We start from the raw sequence: 20,959 nt of genomic DNA on the forward strand, positions 1-20,959 counted from the left end.
AACTAATTTAATCTCAGTTATTATTCCTTTTTAAAAACTGTAAAAAATTAATTATATTAAATGACTAATTTGATCTACAGTTATTATTCCTTTTAATTTTAAAGAATCATCTACAACAGGTAATGATGAAATGTTAAATTCCCTCATCATACTTGCAATTAATTCTATATCATCAGAAGCTTTACAATATTTTACATTTTTTGTCATTACTTCTTTAAGTTGATTACAGTTTGTAGCTATTGATTTAGATAAATCCCAACTAGTTACAATTCCTATTAATTTATTATCATCTGTTATAACTGGTAAATGTGTTACCTTCTTATCTAACATTAACATAGCTGCTTCTTCTATTTTTGCATTTTCTTTAATTGTTGGAACATCTTCTTTCATTAAATCTCCAACAACATGATCTTCTAGAAACTTTGTTAAAATATAATTTAATTGACCTTCTTCTAAAAGAAATGCATCATGACCATAAGGTGATTTTAACTCAGAAAAAGATACTTCCACATTATTAGCTGCAAGAGCTGAAACTAAATCCATTGTTTGCTCAGTTGGATATAACCAATCTGAATCTACTGAAATTAATTCTATTTTAGAATCAATTCCTTTAAGTCCATCAACTAATGATCCGTTTTTAGATAAATCAAAGTAATCGATTGCTTTTGTAATATATAAATAGCTATTTGCATCAAATCTCTTAACAAATGATTCTCCCTGATAGTGAAGATAGCTTTCTACTTGAAAATCCATTGATAAATCATAAGTAATTTCATCTTTATCTTGCAGGTCACGTCCAAATTTAAGATACATTGATTCATCACTTAAATAAGTAATATGTGCAATCATACGAGCTACAGATAATCCATTTTGAGGAATTTTACCTGTTTCATAATATTTTCCACCATTCCAATTAGGATCAGCTACTATAGATTGCCTACCTACTTCATTAAAAGCAATTTGTTGAGGAGTTGATCTTGAAGTAGTAGCTATTGGAATAGCTTTTTTAACCATATGAGGATATGATGTTAACCATTGTAATGTTTGCATTCCTCCCATTGATCCACCAATAACAATTAATTTAGCGATACCTAAATGTTTTATTAGCTTTTCTTGAACATTTACCATATCTTTAATTGTTATTACTGGAAAATCAGTACCATATTCTTTACCATTGGTAGGATTTATTGATGAAGGTCCTGTAGTTCCTTTACATCCACCTAAAACATTAGAACATATTATAAAGTATTTTGTTGTATCTAGTGCTTTACCAGGACCTATTAAAATTTCCCACCATCCTGGTTTTGAATCTCCTTTATGCCAACCTGCAGCATGTGCATCACCTGATAAGGCATGACAAACTAAAATTCCATTATTTTTTTCTTTATTTAATTTACCATATGTTTCATAAGCAACTGTAATGTTTTTTAATGATTTACCAGATGCTAGTTTGATTTCTTCTTCAATATCATAATATTTTGTTTCTACAATTCCTACAGATTTTTTATTCATTAAAACACCAGTAAATTAATTAATTTCAATTCCTAATTTATCAATAGCTTGTTGAGCAGCAACTTGTTCAGATTCTTTTTTATTTTTCCCAATACCAACACCATATTCAATACCATCAATTAATATTTTAATTGTGAATGTTTTATTATGTGGAAATCCTTGTTCATCAATTAACTCATATTTTATCACATGATTGTTTGCATCTGCATATTCTTTTATTTCAGACTTGTAATCCATAAAAAATATTTTCTTATCATCAATATGTTTAAAAATGTATTTAGTTGCAAGTTCTTTTGCTTTTAAAAGTCCTTGATCTAAAAATATTGCACCTAAAAATGCTTCTACAATATCTGCATATATAGATAATACTTCATTTTCACTAATCTGATTTTCATTAATACATATTGTTAGATAATCATGTAATCCCATATCTTTACAATAATAAATTAATGCATTTTGACATACATAATTAGCTCTTAATTTTGTAAGAAAGCCTTCACCTTTATCAGGATACTCATTATATAAATATTCAGATACAATTAAATTTAAAACAGAATCCCCTAAATACTCCAAACGTTCATAATCTTCATCAGTACCGAATTTAATAGAACAAGAACCATGAATTAAAGCAATATCATATAATCTTCTGTTATTAGGAACTATGTTTAATTCTTGTAATATCTTCATAAAAAACCTCAATAAAGTAAATATAATTTTGTTACTTATATATTTAGCATTAATATTTATATAAATTACTGAAAAATTAAAAAAAAAATAATTAAAAAAAGTAAAAAAAAATTGTGAAAAATTTAAACTAATCTTTGACCTGTAGTAGGTTTTTTGTTTTGCCAGCTGTATCTTCTAATCTTTTTAGATTTTCCAAATCCACAAGAAGCACAAGCTTTTTTACGTTTGTGATAAGTGTTTCTTCCACATCTTCTACATCTTATATGGGTTTTTTTATTCTTCTTACCCATTGAGGGAGTACCTTTCATTGACAAACCTCCTTTTTATTTAGTGCGTTAAAAATATTAAAATTAAACCCTTATGGAGATATGTAAACAATATTGTCTCCTCTAATCAAGACAATACCAAGTTTTCTAGTGATTTCTCCATCTTGTAATTCTTCTGCATCATTTAAAACTAGATTCATGTGTAAATCAAAGCTTTTAAGTATTCCTCTGAATTCACGATCTCCTTTAAGTTTGATTAAAACAGGAGAATTTACTGATTTTCCTAAAGCATCTAGGGGTCTTTGAACATTTTGTTGTCCGCTCACGATATCACCATTTAATTTAAAATATTTTTTTATTTAATAGACATAAATTTAAATGCATTAATATATACAAATAAATTATAAAATTAATTCTATAAGCTAAGTTTTATTATTAATATTATTTTAAAGCTAATAATAATTAATATAAATAGTTTGGAAAAACTTGTATATAAATGTTTTTAGATTTTCTTATAAAATGATATAAACTACATTTAAAAAAAGATAATAAAGTTCAATATAAAACAATCAAATATTTTTAAGACAAAATACATAAGTTAATAACATAACAGGTGTTAATATTGAAAATTAAAAAAAGAAATTTTTTAAAAAAGAAAAAAATTAAGGAGTTAAAAAAAGACTTAGGTGAATATAGTGATATTATTCCAGATAATAGTAAAGTCGAATATTTAGAAATAGATCCTAATTCATTTATCCTTGTAGATAATAAACCAAATGTTATATTAATAGAGGATAAACCATTTCCAACATTAAAAGCAGCTCTATCAATAGATTTTAATTGGAAAACTGTTACTGTAGATATGGGAGCTATTAAATTTGTTACAAATGGTGCAGATATAATGAGTCCTGGAATAGTTGATGCAACAGATAACATTAAACCAGGAGATACTGTATTGATTGTTGATGAAAATCATAAAAAACCATTAGCTATTGGAGTTAGCTTATTAACTGGTCAAGAAATGATAGATAATGATTCTGGTAAAGCTATTGAAACAAAACACTTTGTTGGAGATAATATCTGGAACTTTGAAATTTAGTGATTATTATGGCTGATTTAAGATATAATGCAGGTAAAATAGCTAATGAAAATGTCCATAAAATTGGAATAATAGCTTTAGGTTCACATCTTGAAAATCATGGCCCAGCTTTACCTATAGATACAGATGCAAAAATTGCTACAAATATTGCTTTTAAAGCGTCACTTGAAAGTGGAGCAAAATTTTTAGGAGTAATCTATCCAGCTTATGAGCTTGATGAAATAGATCATGGCCAACATGTAAGTTTAGATATTTTAAAAGAAAATATTATAGCTACTTTAAATTCAGCTAGAAAATTCTTAAATCTTGAGAAGATAATAATTGTTAATGCTCATGGAGGAAATATTCCATTAATTAATGAATTAAATGATATTGAAGATGAAACATCACTTATAATAACATTAAATAATACTATAATTGAAAATGAAGGGCCTCACGGAGGTAGCGGTGAGCTTTCAATGGGAAAAGTATTAAATATTGTTAATGAAGATGAAATCGATAAACAAGCAGATGTTAGAATTTATAATGAAGTTGGTCTTCATGGATTTAAAAAAGCTCGAGAAAATGATATTAATATAGAAGAAGGAGCAAAAGATATAGAAGAAAATGGAGTTTATATTGATGAAACTTATGGTGAACAATTATTTAATTTAGCTATAAATTCTGTTTTATTAGATGTTGAGAAGTTATTAGATTTTTAATTACTTGTTTCATCTGTATGTCCAGAATCTCCAGTACTTTCAGCAGAATGTTCTCCTTCAGAACTACCACCACTTTCATCTGAAACTGGTTCTTCATAATAGTTATTAGAACTTTCATAATTAGAATAAGTTGATTCATAGTTATTTGATTCTGATGCAACATCTCCAGAATATGTTGAATCATCACTAGAATTATTATTATCAAAAACTGAGCTATTTATAAACTGATTATTACTATCTGGAATTAATATACCATCGCTCATAAATGCAAAGATATTAGCACAACTTAAAGCAATAATTGAAATTGTAAAAATAACTAAAACATTTGCAGTTCTCTTATTCATAATTAACCTCATTTTAAAAAAAGTTAATAATAATTATATAATTCAAAATATATAAATTTTTTCTAAGGCATTAAAAATGAAAACAATAAAAAAACCTATAAAAAGTGAAATAAAAATTAAAAAATCACAATTCATTTGTAGATTATATCCTGCTAAAACACAAAGTGACAGCAAAGAGATTATTAATAAAATTTCAAATAAATATAGTGATGCTACTCATAATTGTACAGCTTATATTGTAGATGATGGTGAAGGTTTTGATGATGATGGAGAACCAAGTGGAACAGCAGGTAAACCAATGCTAAATGCCTTAAGAAAAAATGATTTACATAATATTGTAGCTATTGTTACAAGATATTTTGGTGGTATAAAACTTGGAGCTGGTGGACTTGTTAGAGCATATAATAAATCTGTTTTAGAAGCCATTAGTGAAAGTGAAATAATTGAAATAGAGCATTATGATATTTATCAAATAATTTTTAATTATAATGATTTAAAACAAATTGAACAAGAACTTAGAAAATATCAAATTCATATAATAGCTAAAAGTTTTGAAGATAAAGTTAGCTATGATATCATCTCAAAAGAAAGTGAAAATATTAAAAAAATAAAAGAAAAGTTAAAATTAATTTCTGAAATTAATTTTAAATGTAAAAAAGCTTTAGAAAAAATTTAATCTGTTTTTTCAAATTGATCTTTACCTACACCACATAGTGGGCAAGTCCAATCATCTGGTAAATCTTCAAAAGCAGTTCCTGCTTCAATTCCGTTTGCAGTATCTCCCTTCTCAGGATCATATACATAACCACAAACTTTACATTCATATTTATCCATAATTATCACCTTTTAATTTTTAATTTCTTTGAAAAAAGTTTTACCAGCCCCACATACTGGGCATTTAAAATTATCTGGTAAATCTTCAAAAGCAGTACCTGCTTCAATTCCACGATTAGGATCACCTATTTCGCTATCATAAACATAACCACAAATTGAACATTTATATTTAGTCAAATTAATCTCCTCCAATTAAATCATATTTGGTACTCTGAATTTATCAGGTAAAGGTTTAATTCTAGCTGGAGTTCCAATAGCTAAATAATAAGGAGGAACACTTCGAGTAACAACTGCTCCTGCAGCTACCATAGAACCTTCCCCAACTTCTAAATTTGAAAGAAATGTAGTATTTCCTCCAATTGATGCACCTCTTCTAATTTGAGGGCCTTGTAATCCATAGTCTACTCTGACAGGATATCTATCATTTGTAAAACAAGCACAAGGTCCAATGAAAACATTGTCTTCTATAATACTATTTGTAGGAATATATACATTTGATTGTATACTTACATTATTTCCAATAACACAATCTCCTTCAATAATAGTATTAGTACCAATTAAAACATCATCACCAATATTAGTATTTTCACGTATTACAACATTGTGTCCTGTTCTAAAATCATCACCAATAACAACATCATCATATATTATTGAGTTAGAACGAATAGTAAAGTTTTTCCCAATAACTGGAGCTTTAGAAAATCGTTTATAAGATACTCCGAACTGAATATTGTCCTCTTCTTTAAACATAGGCATATCTTCAGATTTATTCTCATCTTCGCCTATTATTCCTAAAAACTTTACCATATTATCACTTTAGATTTTTTATATAAATTAATATAGTTTACTTAATATATATTATTTATTGTTTTAAAATTTATTTATAAGGATGATAGTTTGTATGATAAAAATTCAATAATAGAGAAAATCAATAAAATAAGAAAAGATATTGATCATGATAAAGTTGATATTAATATCAAAGAAATTTTTCTAAAAAATAAAGATTTATGGATTATTGGAGAAGATAGAGTTGATAAATCAGCCATAATTGGAAAAGGTGGCTGGGTTGTAGGAAGATTAAAAGAAGACCTATCTTTAGATAATATCCATGTTGAAAGTTATGAAGAATTTATTTTAAAAAAATACAAATTAGAATTATCCTTAAAATATTTAAATAAGTTTATAAATGAAACTAAATTAAATAAAGAGCCTTTTTTAAATTTAAAAACATTAATTGAAAATAAAATTAATAATATTTATTCATTTAATTATAAAGAATTTTTTAAAAATAATGATTTTAACACCTCACAAAAAGCTATTGTTGCTTTATCTGGAGGAGTAGATAGTAGTTTTTCATTAATTATTGCAAAAGCTTTAGGATTTGATGTAATAGCTATTTCAATTGATCCTGGTTCAATAATACTACCAAATCATTTTAAAAGAAATATTGAAAATTTAACTGAAAAGTTAAATGTTCCTCATAAATATGTTAAATCAGATTATACTACAATTATTGAAGAATCATTAAGTGGAAAAAAACATCCTTGTGGAAATTGTTCTAAACAAATTGAAGAAGAAATTAATAAAGTTGCACGTAGCATGGATATACCTTTAGTAATTTATGGCGATATGATATCAACAGGTAATCAATCAATAAAAGTGGACGGTAATATCACAAGATTAAATCTTCCAGCTATTTTACTTACATCTAAATATGAAATAAAAGAACTTGTTAGTGATTATGGAATTGAAAAAATTGAAGGTTTTGGATGTCCATTATTATATGAAGTACATAAAAAATATCCTCATATGAAAAAATTTTCTATAGGAAGAATCTTAAGAGAAACTAGAGCATCAGCTTTAGAATCTGGAGAAGCATTAGATTTAATTTGGAGTTTTTATAAATGATTAAAAGAAGTTTAAAAATATGTCCAAGATGTGGTTCAACTGATGTAGATTGGGTTATACCACAAATTTGGTCAATGTGGGAATGTAAAAATTGTTCATATACTGGTCCAATTATAGAAGGAGATAAAGAACTATCAGATGAAATTAAAGAAGATTGGGAATATTTAAAAAAAAATAAAGATTAAATTCCTTTCTTTTCAAACTCTTCGTTTAAAAATTCAGTTAAATTACTAATAGCTAAATTTACCATTTCAGGAGAAGGTCCACCTGGAACAGATCTTATCTTAACATTTTCTAAAGGATCTAGAACTTTTTGAACTAATTCATCCCCTAAATTTAAAGGTTTAAAATCTAATTCAATAGCTATATTATCAATAAACTCAGAATCAATATCATTTGTAGATTTATTTTGATCAATAGCCTCATTTACAACACGTCCTACAATTTTATGAGCAGTTCTAAATGGTATTTTTCTTTCTCTGACCATTAAGTCTGCTAAATCTGTAACAGTTGCAAAATTACTTCCTGCAAGTTCAAGACATCTTTTTTTATTAAATTCTGCAGATAAAAGCATTTTAGTAACAATATTTAATGTATCTTCACTAACAGTAACTGCATTCCATAAATGAGGAGTAATTTCTTGTAAATCTCTATTATATGTATAAGGAATAGCTTTTAAAATAGTTAATATAGTTATAAGTTCACCATTTACAATAGTAGCTTTAGATCTTGCAAGTTCAGCAACATCAGGGTTCTTTTTTTGTGGCATTATTGAAGAAGTAGATGAATATTCATCAGCTATTTTAACAACACCAAATTCATAAGAACTCCATAAAATAAGTTCTTCACATATTTTAGATAAGGTAGTCATAAGTGAAGATAAATCAAAAACAGTTTCACTAATGAAATCTCTTGATGAGACTCCATCCATTGAGTTTTCTAAGAACTTAGAAAATCCAAGTAATTTTGTTGTAAGCTCCCTATTAATAGGAAAACTTGTAGTAGTCATAGCAGCTGAACCTAAAGGATTTAAATTAACACGTTTATATGTATCGTCTAAACGTTCATAATCTCTTTTTAAAGATTGAGCATATGCCATTAAATGATGAGCAATAGTTATAGGTTGAGCATGTTGAAGATGGGTATAACCAACCATAACTGTTTCTAAGTGTTCTGATGCTAGTAAAGTTAATCCTTCAATAAAATCTAAAATAGCTATTTGAATTTCAGTAATTTTATCTCTTAAAACTAATCTGATATCAGTAGCTACTTGATCATTACGAGATTTTGCAGTATGCATAAATCCTCCATCAGGACCAACAATATTTGTAACATAATTTTCAATAGCCATGTGAACATCTTCAACTGAATTATCAAAAGTTAAAGCTTCATAACCTTCCTCTTTTAATTTATCTAAAGCTTCTAAAATTTTATCAGCTATATCTGCATCAATAATTTTTTCATGCTTAAGCATTAAAACATGAGCAAAATTACATTTAATATCAGCATAAAAAATAACTTTATCAGAAGTTAAAGAAGAAGTGTAGTCTGCTGCTTCACTACTCATCTCTTGATTTAGTCTACCACTTCTTAAATTCACACAACTCACCTAGCAATATTATTTCTTTTTCATTTCAGTATAACCGCATTTACCACAAGCAACTCTATCTTTATGGTCTGCCATAAAAACACCATCAGAACAACGTGGGCAAATTTGGTTTTTTCTTTCGATTTTATCTCCATCTACTTTGTAAAGATTAGATACTTTCATATTAAAAACTCCTTATTCTTCAGCTTCTGTCTCTTCTTCGACAGGAGCTTCTTCAGCTTCTTCTTCAACAGGTTCTTCTTCTGGTTCAGCATTTTTTGCAATTACACTTTCAGTTTCAATATAATCTAAATCATCTTTAGTATTATAAACTTTTGCATAACCTAAAGCTTTAGCTTCACCAAAGTGAGGTTGAAGTGAATCAATAACAATCAAATTTTTTTTAGTATTTAATAAAGCTATTAATTTACTTTTAACATCTAATATTTTAGGAGTAGCTTCTCCTTCATAATCACAAACGAATTTTACTTCATTTCTATTTAAAACCTTGTTATCTTTTTGATTAATAATATCAATTTCCATATTTAAAACCTCTTTAAAGTTTTGTAAAATTATTTAAAATATTTTCTGCTTTATTTTTGACATCAGAAACTTTTAATAGAACTAAACCTTCATTAGGTTGTCCATAAGCAATAGTAGTTTCATCTGGTGCAATTAAAATACATGGTAAAACAGCAAGATCTTCTTCACCATCAACAACAATCAAATGATGATTATCATTATTAATTGCTGAATTTATAGCAGTATCTATGGTTTCCCATAAATTTTCAGTAATAAATCCAGACGGGTTTTTTGCATTATAAAGTAGCTCTGATTTTATAATTTTATAATCATGATTTTTTCTTTGAATAAGATTATCAATAATACTCAAATTTGGGTATATATTATTTTGAATTAAATTATTTAAAGTTGCATCACCAACTGATATAAAAAATTCTGATTTTTTAATTTCTGGAATTGCATCTTCAAAAGATGGATATAGCTTACCCATAGGGGCTTTAAGCTCATCAATCACTTCATTATTAATTTTATACAAAATTATACCTCTTTAATTTATCTTACCCTTAGGCAATATTCCCCAGCTAAAGTAATTCCAAGTTCTTTAGCAACATCAGATTGGTCAGGATCAGTTATAATTAAAAGTCCGCTCCAATTAGAACTAGTAGGATTATTACAAACTGGACAGCGTTCTTTTGAGCTAATTAATTTACAAGAAGTACATGCATTCATTTTTTAGCCTTCCTTTTAGCTTCTTCTATCCATTCAAATCTACCTAATCCATTTTGTCTCATAGTAAGACCGATTTTAGTGTTCTTAGTAGAGTTATCTTTAAGACTAATAGCAACAATTCTAGATCTGACAAGATCCCCTTCATCTAATGTTTTATTAGATTCTTTAGCTATTAATGCTCCTCTTTTAGCATCATAATTAATATAATCATCAGTTACTTGAGAAACATGAACTAAACCATCCATAGGACCTATTCTAACAAAAGCTCCAAATTCAGCTATTTCAATAACTTCTCCATCAATAATTTCTTGTTGTTCAGGCTTAAAAAATATAGCTTTAAAAACAACACTATGATAAGAAGCACCATCACCCATAATGAGTTTCCCTTCACCAATTTCATCTATTTCATTAACATTAACAAGTAAACCTAAGTTCTTATCTAAAGAACCATTATAAGCTTCATTTAATGTTTGAATAGCTACTTCTTCAAGAGGATCTTCGAATCTAGATGGCGGAATTCTTACTGTGTCCTCAATTGTAGTCATGTAATACAAGTTAATCCCTCAAATTTAAAATTTTTCTTTATACATTTCTAAAGAAAGAATTAATTCTTCTTTAGCAGCTTTAGCATCTTCCCATCCTAAAACTTCTACTTCTTTTCCTTCAAGATTTTTATAAATACTGAAGAAATGTTCAATTTCCCTTAATAAATGTTTAGGAACATCACTAATGTCGTTTACATCAGCAAATCTAGGATCATCTACAGGCACAGATAAAATCTTATAATCTTTATCTCCACCATCAATCATACCCATAATTCCAATAGGTCTTGCTTCAATAACACATCCTGGAAAAGTTTCTTGTTCCATTAAAACAAGAATGTCCATTGGATCTCCATCAAAGTAAGTTGATTTTGGAATAAAACCATAATCAGCAGGATAATGGACAGGAGAATATAAAACTCTATCTAATATAAATGATTCTTTGTCTTTATCATATTCATATTTGTTTCTAGAACCTTTAGGAACCTCAATAACAGCTGTAACAACATCTGGTATATTAGTACCAGGTTCAAGATCTTTCCATAGATTCATTTTTTCACCAAATATATTTTTAATAAATTATTATAATAAATCATAGCTTTCCATCAATACTTATATATCTTTTTTGTCTTAAATATGCAACTACAATTCCTTTTGCTTTTGCACGTTTTCTAAGTTCAATATCATTAGTAGCTAAGATTTTTGAAATTCTAATTAAAGCATCATCAACAGATTCATTGTCTTTTAAAGGAATATCTTTTATTTTAATAGAAGGCGAATTAGTAATTTTTAAAGCCAAATTTGCATTTACCCTAATTTTGCTTTTCTTATTATTTTTTAACCCAATCAATTCATCAATGACAAATTGAGGAGTAATTAAATCATAACCAGGTAAAGCTTTTTCAAGTTCATCTATTATATCAATATTGAACTGAAAGGGAATCATGAAAAATTTGTATCAATTACTACTTCTTTAATCTCCATATTATCCCTTTAAATTATTGAATAATTCCATATCCTATTAATCTCCAACGAGCTCCAACTCTACGACTTAATGCAACTCTATCCCCTTTGCTTGCACAAACTGGTAATTTAAGAGATACATTAATTTTATTTTTTTTAGTTGAAGTAACAACACCAACAGTAGTAGTAGTTCCACAATTAATCATTAAAGGTTCTTTAAGTTTAATAGGAGCAACGTCCTTTTCTTCTTTAGTACCTACAACACGATCAAGTAAATGAGCTTCCATATCAAAACTATGGAGAACATCAGGTAAGGAACCTACTTTTCCAGCTACTGAACCAGATAATGAATCAGCTTTTGTTAGTGAAGGATCTAATTTAGTAGCTACACCAATTAATCCACCAGGACCAATTTTTTCTACATCTTCACCATTAGCATTTAATCCAATAATTTCAGAAGTTAAACTTATCCATTCATTATTGTTATTAATACCTGGGCGAATTTCGATTTCACCACCAACTTTAAGAGTACCTTGAATTAAAGTTCCTCCAATTACTCCCCCTTTGATAGCATCAGGTCTAGAACCTGGTTTGTTAATATCAAAAGATCTTGCAACATGCATTAAAGGAGATTTTCTGGAACTTCTTTTTGGTGTTTTGATTTTTTTATTAATTGTATCAATTAATATATCAATATTTGCACCTTGTTGTGCTGAAACTGGAATGATAGGTGCATCTTCAGCACATGTACCTTTAACAAATTCTTTGATTTCATCATAGCTTTCAATAGCTCTTTCTTTAGAAACAATGTCTATTTTATTTTGAACAACAATAACGTCTTTAACACCAATAACATCAAGAGCCATTAAATGTTCTTTAGTTTGAGGTTGCGGACAATATTCATTTGCAGCTATAACTAAAACTGCACCGTCCATTATAGCAGCTCCAGACAACATAGTTGCCATTAGAGTTTCATGCCCTGGAGCATCAACAAAAGAAACCTTTCTTAATAATTCAGTTTTTTTACCACAGTTTTCACAAATTTCAGATGTAGTATAACATAAAGGTTCTTCACAATCCTCACATTTCCTAAATTCGATATCAGCATAACCTAAACGAATGGAAATTCCTCTTTTTGTTTCTTCACTATGGGTATCTGTCCAGATTCCTGATAAAGCTTTAGTAAGAGTTGTCTTACCATGGTCTACATGACCTACTAAACCAATGTTTACATCAGATTGTACTTTCACAGATTACACCTTTTTATTTTAATTCTGATTAAAGTAGAAAAATAGCTAATCTATTCTTCTGCTTCATCATCAGCATTTAATATATCAGCAATTTTTTTCTTACCTGCTGATACAACAATAGTATTAATTTGAACTATATCATCAGATATAGTATTACCTCTAACGGTTTTTCTTCTTTTAACTCCTTTAGCTTTAGGTTTATAACCTATGCCGCCAGATAATAAACTTTTAATTCTCCTAGAACCAGGAACATCATTTTTCATAGTAAAACCGTTTTTATCACTGCCACCAGTGATTTTTAAGTCATAACCATCTAAGCCTAAGACTCCACCATCAAAATCATCACCAATAGTCAAACCAATGAGATCTTTATTAGTATCATCAAATTCTACTTGATAGCTTTCGTTTTTATCAGAGACAACAACTTTAAATACCATGGTATTTTCCTCCTTTAATTTGTTTATTATTAATTATAATTATTCAAAAAGCCCAAAAGCTCCCCAATCAGGGTCTTGTTTACGTTTAATTTCAACAAATTCTTGAAGCGTTTGAATTTCATCTTCAGATAATTTATCTGCAAATTCTCTTTCAACATATTTATAATGTTTTTCAGGAATATCAATATAAAGTTCATCGCCTTCATCAAAATGTTTACCTACAATAGCATCTTTAATAGCCATAGCAACCCTATCACCTTTTGATATTGATGGTAAGGTATCACCCTTATCTTCCATACTTAAAATAGTACCAACAACTTCATCATCAGCATTAATAACTTTTTGATTTTGTTTAACAGTACCACTAATTACTTCAATACCAACAATTGCAGGTTTACTTTGACGGAAAGTTAACTTAGGCAAAGACATAAACTTTCCAGGCTTAACAATGTTATCATAAACATTTTTACGCTTTTCTTCTTCTTTATCATTAATCCATTCTTCATATTCTTCAATGATCTTATAAATAACATCACCAGAGAATAGTTGAATGTCTGATGCATCTAAATCTTCTTCACAATTTGTTAAAACTTTTACATTAAAAGCAACGATTGCTCCATGCAGTTCGTTTTCTTTTTGAGCTATAGATGAGTTTATAATATCACGACGATTAACATCACCAATTTCTGCTGAACGAATTGGAACATTTAAATCACGGAATAGCTTTACCATAGCTTCTAGAGAACCTAAGGTATCTGCTTTAATTAATATTCCTTCACTTTCAGTATCAATAGCAATGTCTTCCACTTCTTTTAATATTTCAGTTTCAGCATCGTCTTTATCACTTAAAACTCTAAGTGGTGAACCAGAAACAACATCATCTAAGTTAGGAGCAGCTATTTTAATTCCTGCAGCTGCAACAACTTCATCGACTTTTTTAAATTTCTTTTTAGAATCCCTCATTTCTTCTAAAGGTAATGGTTTTAATAATGATCTAATATTAGTTATTAAAACATCATTAGAAGATACCATAAGACCAATTTCATCATTTTTCCTTAAGACACCATCATAAATTATTGAATCAATAGTAATACCTAATCCTGTTTCTTCTTTAATTTCCAAAACAGTTCCTTTAGCAGGAGCATCTTCTTGAATTTGTAATTGTTCAGTCAAATATTCTTGAGCTAAACCAAGAAGCATAGCTATTAATTCTATAATTCCTTCACCAGTTTTAGCACTAATAGGTATTATACTAATTTGAGAAGCAAAATTACTTATCCTATCAAATCTCTCAGATTGGAAACCTTCTTTATGAAGAGTTCCTACAAGTTCATAGATTTTATTATCTAATTCTTGTTTAACACTTTGAGCTTGATGAGGAAAAGTTTCACTAAAAGAAGCATTTTCTTTTGAATCCCATCCAAATATTCTATCAACTTTATTAGCTGCAACAATAAATGGAGTTTTATACATTTTCAAAATATTTAATGCTTCAAGAGTTTGAGGTTTGAATCCTTCATTAATATCTACTATTAAAATAGCTAAATCAGCAAGAGCTCCACCACGTTTTCTTAAAGTAGTGAATGCTGCATGTCCTGGAGTGTCTATAAAAAATAATCCTGGAATTGTATCTTTAATAGTCAATTTTTGAATAAAATCTCCGCAAATAGCATCAATTGTATCAATCGGTATTTCAGTAGCACCAATATGTTGAGTAATACCACCAGCTTCTCTATCAGCTATAGTACTTCCTCTAATAAAATCTAATAAAGATGTTTTACCATGGTCTACATGACCCAAAACTGATACAATAGGGGATCTAATTTTCATAATTATTCATAAAGCCAAATATTGTCTGTTATTTCGTAGTCACAAATTTCTTCTTCATTGAAAAAGAGATTGATTTCGCGTTTTGCAGATTCTGGAGCATCTGAAGCATGGATGATATTTCTTCCCATATCCATTGCATAATCTCCACGAATTGTTCCAAGATCAGCTTCTTTAGGATTTGTAGCACCTACAATTTTCCTAATTAAACTAATTGCATCATCACCTTCAATAACCATAGCAAGTGATGGAGATGATATAATATATGAAACTAAATCATTGAAAAACGGTTTATCACTATGTTCTCCATAATGAGTTTTAGCTAAATCTTCATTAATATGAATTAACTTCATAGCTACAATTTTAAGACCTTTTTCTTCAAATCTGGTCAAGACTTTGCCCATAAGGCGTCTTGCAACAGCATCTGGTTTCATCATTACAAAACTTTTTTCAATCATTCTTTAACCCATTTGACTTTTCTTGGTACTCTACCAAGTTGAATCATGTTTTTTTCGCATTTACTGCCACAAAAAAAATAAATAGAACCGTCTTTCTTGACATACATCTTTCCAGTACCTTCATCTATTTCTTTATTACAGAATGAACAAGTTCTCATTTACATACACCTTCTATAGTAGATTAAGGAGTCCTAATTTCCTTAGCTTCCCTAATTGTATCAAGCAACATTAAAATGTCTCCTTCTCTTACAGGACCCATAATGTTTCTTGTTAAAATTCTACCTTTATCTCTTCCATCTAAGATTCTGCATTTAATTTGCATAACCTCACCAGTCATTCCAGTTCTTTTAAGAACTTCAATGACTTCAGCTGGAGTTCCTTCTTCCATCTAAATCACCTTAAGACAATCAAAAAAGATTATTCTTTAAGTTCTGCGACTTTTTCAACGATTTCTTTTACTGACTCTTCAGCATCCCCAGCATTTACGATACAAGCAGAAGCAGTACCAACGCTTAAACCAGCAGCTCCACCAACTTTTTCTTTAGTAGCTAAATATACGAAAGGAATTTCCTTTTCTTCAGCTAAAACAGGAATATGAGCTACAATTTCTTCAGGATCAACATCTTCAGCTATTACAACAAGAGCTGCGTCTCCTCTTTCAATAAATTTGGTAACCTCGTTGGTTCCTTTTGCTACTTTACCAGTATTTTTTGCGATTTCTAATGCTTCTTCTGCCTGATTTGCAATTTCTTCAGGTGTGTCAAATTTTACATAAACTTTTGCCATTTTATTTACCTCCTTTTTCATCTGGCTATGCCATCCATCGGCAAATATTACAACTATAATATAGCTATAATACCAAAAAGTAATTACAATAGTAATTACACTAATTATTAGTTTAATAATTAGTTAAATCTACTAATTCTTGAATATAATCATATATCACTAAATATAATCCCAATTAATTTGAAAAAAGACGGGATTAAACTTTCAATATAAATATTTCTGAATTTTGATTATTAGCTATGCTAAAAATAAAATTTAGTAATTAATGAAATAATTCTAGAGAACTAGACAATAATTGATATATATTTTATTATTTATAAAGGTATTGAAAATTAGTATTAAAAAAATTAAAAAATAAGCAATAGTAAAACTATATGAGCTTTACTTAAAATTTAAAAAAGAAAAAATATTAATTTAGCAAGTTTTAGTTGCTAATTTAATATCTTCAGCTTTAACGGTTTTTCTACCAGCATGACGTGCAAATCCAACAGCTTTAGTAGCCATTTTTTCTCCACATTCTTCGATAGCTTCTGCTAATGCAATTTTAGCATCATCGCTGATTCTTTTAGCACCAGCATTTTTTAAAATTCTCCCTACAGGAGCGATTGGTAATTCCATAATTAACACCTCGTATTTTGTAATACTAAATGTATTTTTTATTATATATAAATATATTGATTTTATAACCTTAATTTTAGATAAGTTATACACTTTGATAATGTATGTTTTTATCATCACTAATGAAATTTTATAATATAAAATATGTTACACATTATCAATCATTTTAAAAAATATATAGTTGCATCATAATATTTTGATATTAAAGAAAAAATAAAATAAAAATAAAAAAATTATTTATTTAATAATAATTCTTTTAGTTTCTTAATATTTGCATCTACTTCTACAGGTTCTGTGCATGCTTCAATAGCTGTATTAGGATCCTTTAATACATGTCCAGTTACAACACATACCACTTGTTCTCCTTTATCAACTATTCCTTCTTCTCTTAATTTCATAAGACCTGCAATTGATGCAGCTGAGGCAGGTTCTACACCTATACCTTCTTTTTGAGCTAGAAGTTTTTGAGCAGCTAATATTTCATCATCACTTACAGTTTCAGAATACCCATTAGAATCATAAATTGCATTTAATGCTTTAGTATAGCTAACAGGTGATCCAATTCTAATAGCTGTAGCTACTGTTTCAGGATTTTCAAATGGTACAATATCCATAGCTTTTTTTCTAAATGCTTTAGTAATAGGGCATGCTCCTTCTGCTTGGATTCCAGTCATCATTGCTTTAGAATCCATATATCCCATTTCATAAAATTCACTAATACCTTTCCAAATAGCTGAAATATTTCCTGCATTTCCAACAGGTAAAATAATTCTATCAGGAGAAGACCATCCTAAATCCTGAACTATTTCATAACCTATAGTTTTTTGTCCTTCTAATCTATATGGATTAATTGAATTTAATAAATATAAGTATTTCTCAAGTGCTAAACTGGTCATAGCTTCTAATGCTTCATCGAAGTTTCCATTTATTGAAATAACTTCTGCGCCATGAAACATAGCTTGTGCAAGTTTTCCTAAAGCTACTTTACCTGATGGTAAAAACACAACACATCTTAAACCAGCTCTTGCAGCATATGCGGCTAATGATGCTGATGTATTTCCAGTTGAAGCACAACCTACAGTATCAACACCAAGTTCCATAGCTTTTGTCATTCCTACAGTCATTCCTCTATCTTTAAAACTTCCTGTTGGATTAGATCCTTCAACTTTTACATATAAATCTATATCTAATTCATCACCAAGTTTATCACATTTACAAAATGGAGTTCCACCTTCTCCAATTGTAACAATTTTATCTTCCCTAACAGGTATTAATTCTTTATATTTCCATAAAGTATCTTTTCTATTTTCAAAAGTTTCCTTGGGAATGTTTAAATCATTAACAAGTTCTAAAACACTTCCACAATTACCACAGGTATAAATAATTTCATCATTATTGTATTTTTCTCCACAACTAACACAACGTATCATATAATCACATTAAATAAACTAATATTAATTCTCCTAATATTGGAGTAATATAAACTTCAATTAATCCAGCTATAGCCATAGCTATTAATGATATTCCAAAAAGGATTAAAGAATGTTTAAATTTTAAATAATTTTTCTCGATAGAATTATAAATTCTATCTTTTAAAGATAAGTTTTTATTTTCTTGATATATTATATTATAAATTAAATTTAATATAAATATGCATAATAAAAAGCCACCACTAGCACTTATTATAATTGCAAAAAATTCAAAAATTCCATGAGGAATAATAAAAATAAGTGATCTAGCTAAATTATCACTTACACCTAAATAATAACCTAAAAATAAACCATTATATCCAAGTAAAAAGGCAGAAAAAACAAATAAAAATACTCCCATAAAATATTCTTTAATCAAAATAGAAACATTATTTAAAAAAATTGTTTCAAAGTTAATTTGAATAACACCTTGTTTAATATCTTCAGATAATTCACTTACAACTGGTTGAAATATATGGGAAATATCATTTACAAAAATATAAGCAATAATTAATGGAATAAAAAAGATTAAAAAGCTAATAGTTATTATTATTTTATTTTCTATGAAAGCTTCTTTTATTTCATTTTTAATTATTTTATAATAATCCATTCCATCACACTAAATTTTTAGCTATTTCTCTTGAATCAACTTGTTTAGTAGCTAAATCTCCAATAAATTCTCCCATAAGTTCACTAGCACATGCTTTACATTCACCACATAGTAAACTACCATCTTTACAAGAATCATAAATTTTTTTAAGTTTAGAATCATCATCTATTAAATGGTAAACATACATTTCATAAATTACACATTCATCAGGTCTTCCACCTAATTCTTTTTGTTCTTCTAAACTTTCTCTACCACCAGTTTTTGCACTTTTAACTTTTTTAATTGCAGATTTAGGAGAATCATTTAAATAAATCGCAGTTTTTGGTTTACTACTAGACATTTTATCTCCAGTTAAACCTGTTAAAAACCTGTGATATGTAGATGAAGGAGGAATAAAACCAAGTTCTAAATTGAATTTATCTGCAATATCTCTTGTAAGCCTAATATGAGGATCTTGATCTACACCAACTGGAACTACAACTCTTTTTGGACCACCATATTCTTCAATTTGTGGAAGTAAAATATCTCCTACTTGAACAAGTGGTGCATACAAATGAGCAAAATTTGTTGAAGGACTAAAACCATAAATAGCTTTAAGTTCATTAAAATTAGTCTTTTTAGATAATTTAAATGTTAAATCCTTTAGAAGTTCATTTTCAGACTGCAAATAAACATTAACATTTTTATTTGTTAAATCAAGTCCTAAAGCAATATAATTAGTTAAATATTCATCAACAGCTATGTCTCTTGCTGTTTTAAAATCAATTCCTCGTGCAGCATAAGATTCCATATCAGCTATTGGAAGAGATAATTTAGCTCCATTATCAAGATACCATTTCAATTGATCAACAACCATCTTATGACCAATATGCATCTGACCACTAGGCATCATACCAGTAACAACTGCAAAATCTTTATTTTCATTAATGAGTTTGTTTATTTTATCAAAGTCACGATGTCCAAAAATAACACCTCTTCTCATCAATCTTCCAGGATTTTTTATATCTGGTAAGACCTCAGAAAAACTTTTTATTCCAAATTGATTTACTAACTTATCATAATCTACGGTTGAAGATGCCCATGGGTCTATCAAGAAATCACCTTTTTTTATTAAAAATTAAAATATTGAAATATTCATTGAATAATTTTCTATTAAAATTATATTACTATTAAAATTATTAACCATATAATTAATTAAAAAGAAGTTATGGACGAGTCCATTCTACATCATAATATGTTATATCTAAATCATCATCAACAATAGCCATTAAAAAATTTTTATTAACACCATGAGAAACTCTAACATAGCTTGCAAAGTTCATAGCTGGAATATTATCATTTTCAAAGAATATTTTTACCAAATATTCTGAATGTCCCTGGCCTGGTTGACTTCCTCTATCATATAAACGGAATTCAGCCCCATATTTAAAACCGGTTCTAATAATATATCCTCTATCTTTTAAATCCCTATAAACAATATAATTACCATAGCTATCTTTTTCTTTTATTAAATCAAGAATATAATTAAATTCACATTTTTTATCATTTTCAAAGATGTTTAATCTTCCCTTTTCCATTAAATAACAAGCTTCGATTAAAGAAAGTTCTAAAATATCTCCCTCTAACTTACCAAAAAAACTTTTTTGATTTAAAGCAATAGGTTTTTTACTACCTTCTTCTATAATAACTGAAACAATGCCATCGTTTAAATTACCTCTCATTAAAACACCTAAAAATAAAATAATGTAATTAATAATAATTTATTTTAATAATTTATAAATTTAATTGAAAAAAAAGTAAAAAAAATAA

At 28.0% G+C, this 20,959-nt stretch carries 33 protein-coding genes; 5 read left to right on the forward strand and 28 right to left on the reverse strand.

Annotated features, from left to right (window positions below):
• Positions 1-51: 51 nt before the first annotated feature.
• The 4 genes from ACA134_RS05560 to ACA134_RS05575 all read right to left on the reverse strand — a co-directional run bounded on the left by ACA134_RS05560 (position 52) and on the right by ACA134_RS05575 (position 2,791).
• Positions 52-1,512 (reverse strand): homoserine O-acetyltransferase, encoded by a 1,461-nt coding sequence (locus ACA134_RS05560; RefSeq protein WP_409199435.1) that lies wholly within the window; start codon positions 1,510-1,512, stop codon positions 52-54.
• Positions 1,513-1,527: 15 nt separating this feature from the next.
• Entirely contained in the window at positions 1,528-2,199 is a 672-nt protein-coding gene (gene rnc / locus ACA134_RS05565) for a ribonuclease III (protein WP_409199436.1), read from the reverse strand.
• Between the two features lie 122 nt (positions 2,200-2,321).
• Entirely contained in the window at positions 2,322-2,507 is a 186-nt protein-coding gene (locus ACA134_RS05570; protein ID WP_409199437.1) for a 50S ribosomal protein L37e, read from the reverse strand.
• Between the two features lie 50 nt (positions 2,508-2,557).
• Positions 2,558-2,791 (reverse strand): LSm family protein, encoded by a 234-nt coding sequence (locus ACA134_RS05575; RefSeq protein ID WP_409199438.1) that lies wholly within the window; start codon positions 2,789-2,791, stop codon positions 2,558-2,560.
• Positions 2,792-3,087: 296 nt separating this feature from the next.
• Here ACA134_RS05575 and ACA134_RS05580 point away from each other — a divergent pair, with 296 nt between their 5' ends.
• A complete protein-coding gene (locus tag ACA134_RS05580; protein ID WP_409199439.1) occupies positions 3,088-3,564 on the forward strand; it encodes a DUF1947 domain-containing protein in 477 nt (158 codons plus the stop codon).
• An 8-nt stretch (positions 3,565-3,572) separates the two neighbouring features.
• Positions 3,573-4,265: a 2-amino-5-formylamino-6-ribosylaminopyrimidin-4(3H)-one 5'-monophosphate deformylase gene (gene arfB, locus ACA134_RS05585; RefSeq protein ID WP_409199440.1), complete on the forward strand. Its 693-nt coding sequence runs from the start codon at positions 3,573-3,575 to the stop codon at positions 4,263-4,265.
• Here the strand turns inward: arfB and ACA134_RS05590 are convergent.
• Complete coding sequence (locus ACA134_RS05590; RefSeq protein ID WP_409199441.1) at positions 4,262-4,609, reverse strand: hypothetical protein; 348 nt, start codon at positions 4,607-4,609, stop codon at positions 4,262-4,264. The genes arfB and ACA134_RS05590 overlap by 4 nt on opposite strands.
• A gap of 76 nt (positions 4,610-4,685) precedes the next feature.
• On the opposite strand from ACA134_RS05590, the gene ACA134_RS05595 reads away from it, so the two are divergent.
• Positions 4,686-5,285, forward strand: a complete 600-nt coding sequence (locus ACA134_RS05595; RefSeq protein WP_409199442.1) for a YigZ family protein — start codon at positions 4,686-4,688, stop codon at positions 5,283-5,285.
• Here ACA134_RS05595 and rd read toward each other — a convergent pair.
• From rd to ACA134_RS05610, 3 genes are read right to left on the reverse strand one after another with little or no spacing between them, the layout of a single operon-like run.
• Positions 5,282-5,443 (reverse strand): rubredoxin, encoded by a 162-nt coding sequence (gene rd / locus ACA134_RS05600; RefSeq protein WP_409199443.1) that lies wholly within the window; start codon positions 5,441-5,443, stop codon positions 5,282-5,284. The two genes, ACA134_RS05595 and rd, sit on opposite strands and share 4 nt — an antisense overlap.
• Before the next feature lie 12 nt (positions 5,444-5,455).
• Entirely contained in the window at positions 5,456-5,620 is a 165-nt protein-coding gene (locus ACA134_RS05605) for a rubredoxin (protein ID WP_409199444.1), read from the reverse strand.
• A 15-nt stretch (positions 5,621-5,635) separates the two neighbouring features.
• Positions 5,636-6,250: a DapH/DapD/GlmU-related protein gene (locus tag ACA134_RS05610; protein WP_409199445.1), complete on the reverse strand. Its 615-nt coding sequence runs from the start codon at positions 6,248-6,250 to the stop codon at positions 5,636-5,638.
• Between the two features lie 90 nt (positions 6,251-6,340).
• Between ACA134_RS05610 and ACA134_RS05615 the strand changes: the two genes are divergently transcribed.
• Positions 6,341-7,351 (forward strand): 7-cyano-7-deazaguanine synthase, encoded by a 1,011-nt coding sequence (locus ACA134_RS05615; protein ID WP_409199446.1) that lies wholly within the window; start codon positions 6,341-6,343, stop codon positions 7,349-7,351.
• A complete protein-coding gene (locus ACA134_RS05620; RefSeq protein ID WP_409199447.1) occupies positions 7,348-7,536 on the forward strand; it encodes a hypothetical protein in 189 nt (62 codons plus the stop codon). Before ACA134_RS05615 ends, ACA134_RS05620 begins: the two co-directional genes overlap by 4 nt.
• Here ACA134_RS05620 and argH read toward each other — a convergent pair.
• The 20 genes from argH to endA form a co-directional block, all read right to left on the reverse strand.
• Positions 7,533-8,951, reverse strand: coding sequence for an argininosuccinate lyase (gene argH, locus ACA134_RS05625; protein WP_409199448.1), 1,419 nt, complete (start codon positions 8,949-8,951; stop codon positions 7,533-7,535). The two genes, ACA134_RS05620 and argH, sit on opposite strands and share 4 nt — an antisense overlap.
• 18 nt (positions 8,952-8,969) lie before the next feature.
• Complete coding sequence (locus ACA134_RS05630; RefSeq protein ID WP_409199449.1) at positions 8,970-9,122, reverse strand: 30S ribosomal protein S27ae; 153 nt, start codon at positions 9,120-9,122, stop codon at positions 8,970-8,972.
• Positions 9,123-9,134: 12 nt separating this feature from the next.
• Entirely contained in the window at positions 9,135-9,482 is a 348-nt protein-coding gene (locus ACA134_RS05635) for a 30S ribosomal protein S24e (RefSeq protein WP_409199450.1), read from the reverse strand.
• Between the two features lie 13 nt (positions 9,483-9,495).
• Positions 9,496-9,951 (reverse strand): GTP-dependent dephospho-CoA kinase family protein, encoded by a 456-nt coding sequence (locus ACA134_RS05640; protein WP_409201073.1) that lies wholly within the window; start codon positions 9,949-9,951, stop codon positions 9,496-9,498.
• A gap of 62 nt (positions 9,952-10,013) precedes the next feature.
• Positions 10,014-10,190, reverse strand: a complete 177-nt coding sequence (gene spt4, locus ACA134_RS05645) for a transcription elongation factor subunit Spt4 (protein ID WP_409199451.1) — start codon at positions 10,188-10,190, stop codon at positions 10,014-10,016.
• Positions 10,187-10,735, reverse strand: coding sequence for a DNA-directed RNA polymerase (locus tag ACA134_RS05650; protein ID WP_409199452.1), 549 nt, complete (start codon positions 10,733-10,735; stop codon positions 10,187-10,189). Before ACA134_RS05650 ends, spt4 begins: the two co-directional genes overlap by 4 nt.
• Positions 10,736-10,759: 24 nt before the next feature.
• Positions 10,760-11,284, reverse strand: coding sequence for an inorganic diphosphatase (locus ACA134_RS05655; RefSeq protein WP_409199453.1), 525 nt, complete (start codon positions 11,282-11,284; stop codon positions 10,760-10,762).
• Between the two features lie 40 nt (positions 11,285-11,324).
• Positions 11,325-11,678, reverse strand: a complete 354-nt coding sequence (locus tag ACA134_RS05660; RefSeq protein ID WP_409199454.1) for a PIN domain-containing protein — start codon at positions 11,676-11,678, stop codon at positions 11,325-11,327.
• A 52-nt stretch (positions 11,679-11,730) separates the two neighbouring features.
• Positions 11,731-12,945, reverse strand: a complete 1,215-nt coding sequence (locus tag ACA134_RS05665; RefSeq protein WP_409199455.1) for a translation initiation factor IF-2 subunit gamma — start codon at positions 12,943-12,945, stop codon at positions 11,731-11,733.
• Positions 12,946-12,995: 50 nt separating this feature from the next.
• On the reverse strand, positions 12,996-13,382 hold the full coding sequence (locus ACA134_RS05670; protein ID WP_409199456.1) for a 30S ribosomal protein S6e: 387 nt from the start codon (positions 13,380-13,382) through the stop codon (positions 12,996-12,998).
• A gap of 39 nt (positions 13,383-13,421) precedes the next feature.
• Positions 13,422-15,212 (reverse strand): translation initiation factor IF-2, encoded by a 1,791-nt coding sequence (infB, locus tag ACA134_RS05675; protein ID WP_409199457.1) that lies wholly within the window; start codon positions 15,210-15,212, stop codon positions 13,422-13,424.
• A gap of 2 nt (positions 15,213-15,214) precedes the next feature.
• A complete protein-coding gene (ndk, locus tag ACA134_RS05680) occupies positions 15,215-15,667 on the reverse strand; it encodes a nucleoside-diphosphate kinase (RefSeq protein WP_409199458.1) in 453 nt (150 codons plus the stop codon).
• Complete coding sequence (locus ACA134_RS05685; protein WP_409199459.1) at positions 15,664-15,825, reverse strand: 50S ribosomal protein L24e; 162 nt, start codon at positions 15,823-15,825, stop codon at positions 15,664-15,666. Before ACA134_RS05685 ends, ndk begins: the two co-directional genes overlap by 4 nt.
• A 23-nt stretch (positions 15,826-15,848) precedes the next feature.
• Positions 15,849-16,055 (reverse strand): 30S ribosomal protein S28e, encoded by a 207-nt coding sequence (locus tag ACA134_RS05690; protein ID WP_042692817.1) that lies wholly within the window; start codon positions 16,053-16,055, stop codon positions 15,849-15,851.
• 29 nt (positions 16,056-16,084) lie between these two features.
• Positions 16,085-16,453, reverse strand: a complete 369-nt coding sequence (gene rpl7ae / locus ACA134_RS05695; RefSeq protein WP_409199460.1) for a 50S ribosomal protein L7Ae — start codon at positions 16,451-16,453, stop codon at positions 16,085-16,087.
• A 414-nt stretch (positions 16,454-16,867) separates the two neighbouring features.
• The gene (locus ACA134_RS05700) at positions 16,868-17,071 is read right to left on the reverse strand and encodes a histone family protein (RefSeq protein WP_409199461.1); all 204 of its coding nucleotides are present in this window, start codon (positions 17,069-17,071) and stop codon (positions 16,868-16,870) included.
• A 233-nt stretch (positions 17,072-17,304) separates the two neighbouring features.
• Complete coding sequence (gene thrC / locus ACA134_RS05705; protein ID WP_409199462.1) at positions 17,305-18,501, reverse strand: threonine synthase; 1,197 nt, start codon at positions 18,499-18,501, stop codon at positions 17,305-17,307.
• A 4-nt stretch (positions 18,502-18,505) separates the two neighbouring features.
• Positions 18,506-19,150, reverse strand: coding sequence for a stage II sporulation protein M (locus ACA134_RS05710; protein ID WP_409199463.1), 645 nt, complete (start codon positions 19,148-19,150; stop codon positions 18,506-18,508).
• Positions 19,151-19,154: 4 nt separating this feature from the next.
• A complete protein-coding gene (locus tag ACA134_RS05715) occupies positions 19,155-20,243 on the reverse strand; it encodes a tryptophan--tRNA ligase (RefSeq protein WP_409199464.1) in 1,089 nt (362 codons plus the stop codon).
• Between the two features lie 112 nt (positions 20,244-20,355).
• On the reverse strand, positions 20,356-20,871 hold the full coding sequence (endA, locus tag ACA134_RS05720; protein WP_409199465.1) for a tRNA-intron lyase: 516 nt from the start codon (positions 20,869-20,871) through the stop codon (positions 20,356-20,358).
• Between the last annotated feature and the right edge of the window lie 88 nt (positions 20,872-20,959).

The sequence above is a fragment of the Methanobrevibacter sp. DSM 116169 genome, from assembly GCF_046197865.1.
Lineage (GTDB): Archaea > Methanobacteriota > Methanobacteria > Methanobacteriales > Methanobacteriaceae > JAHKLT01.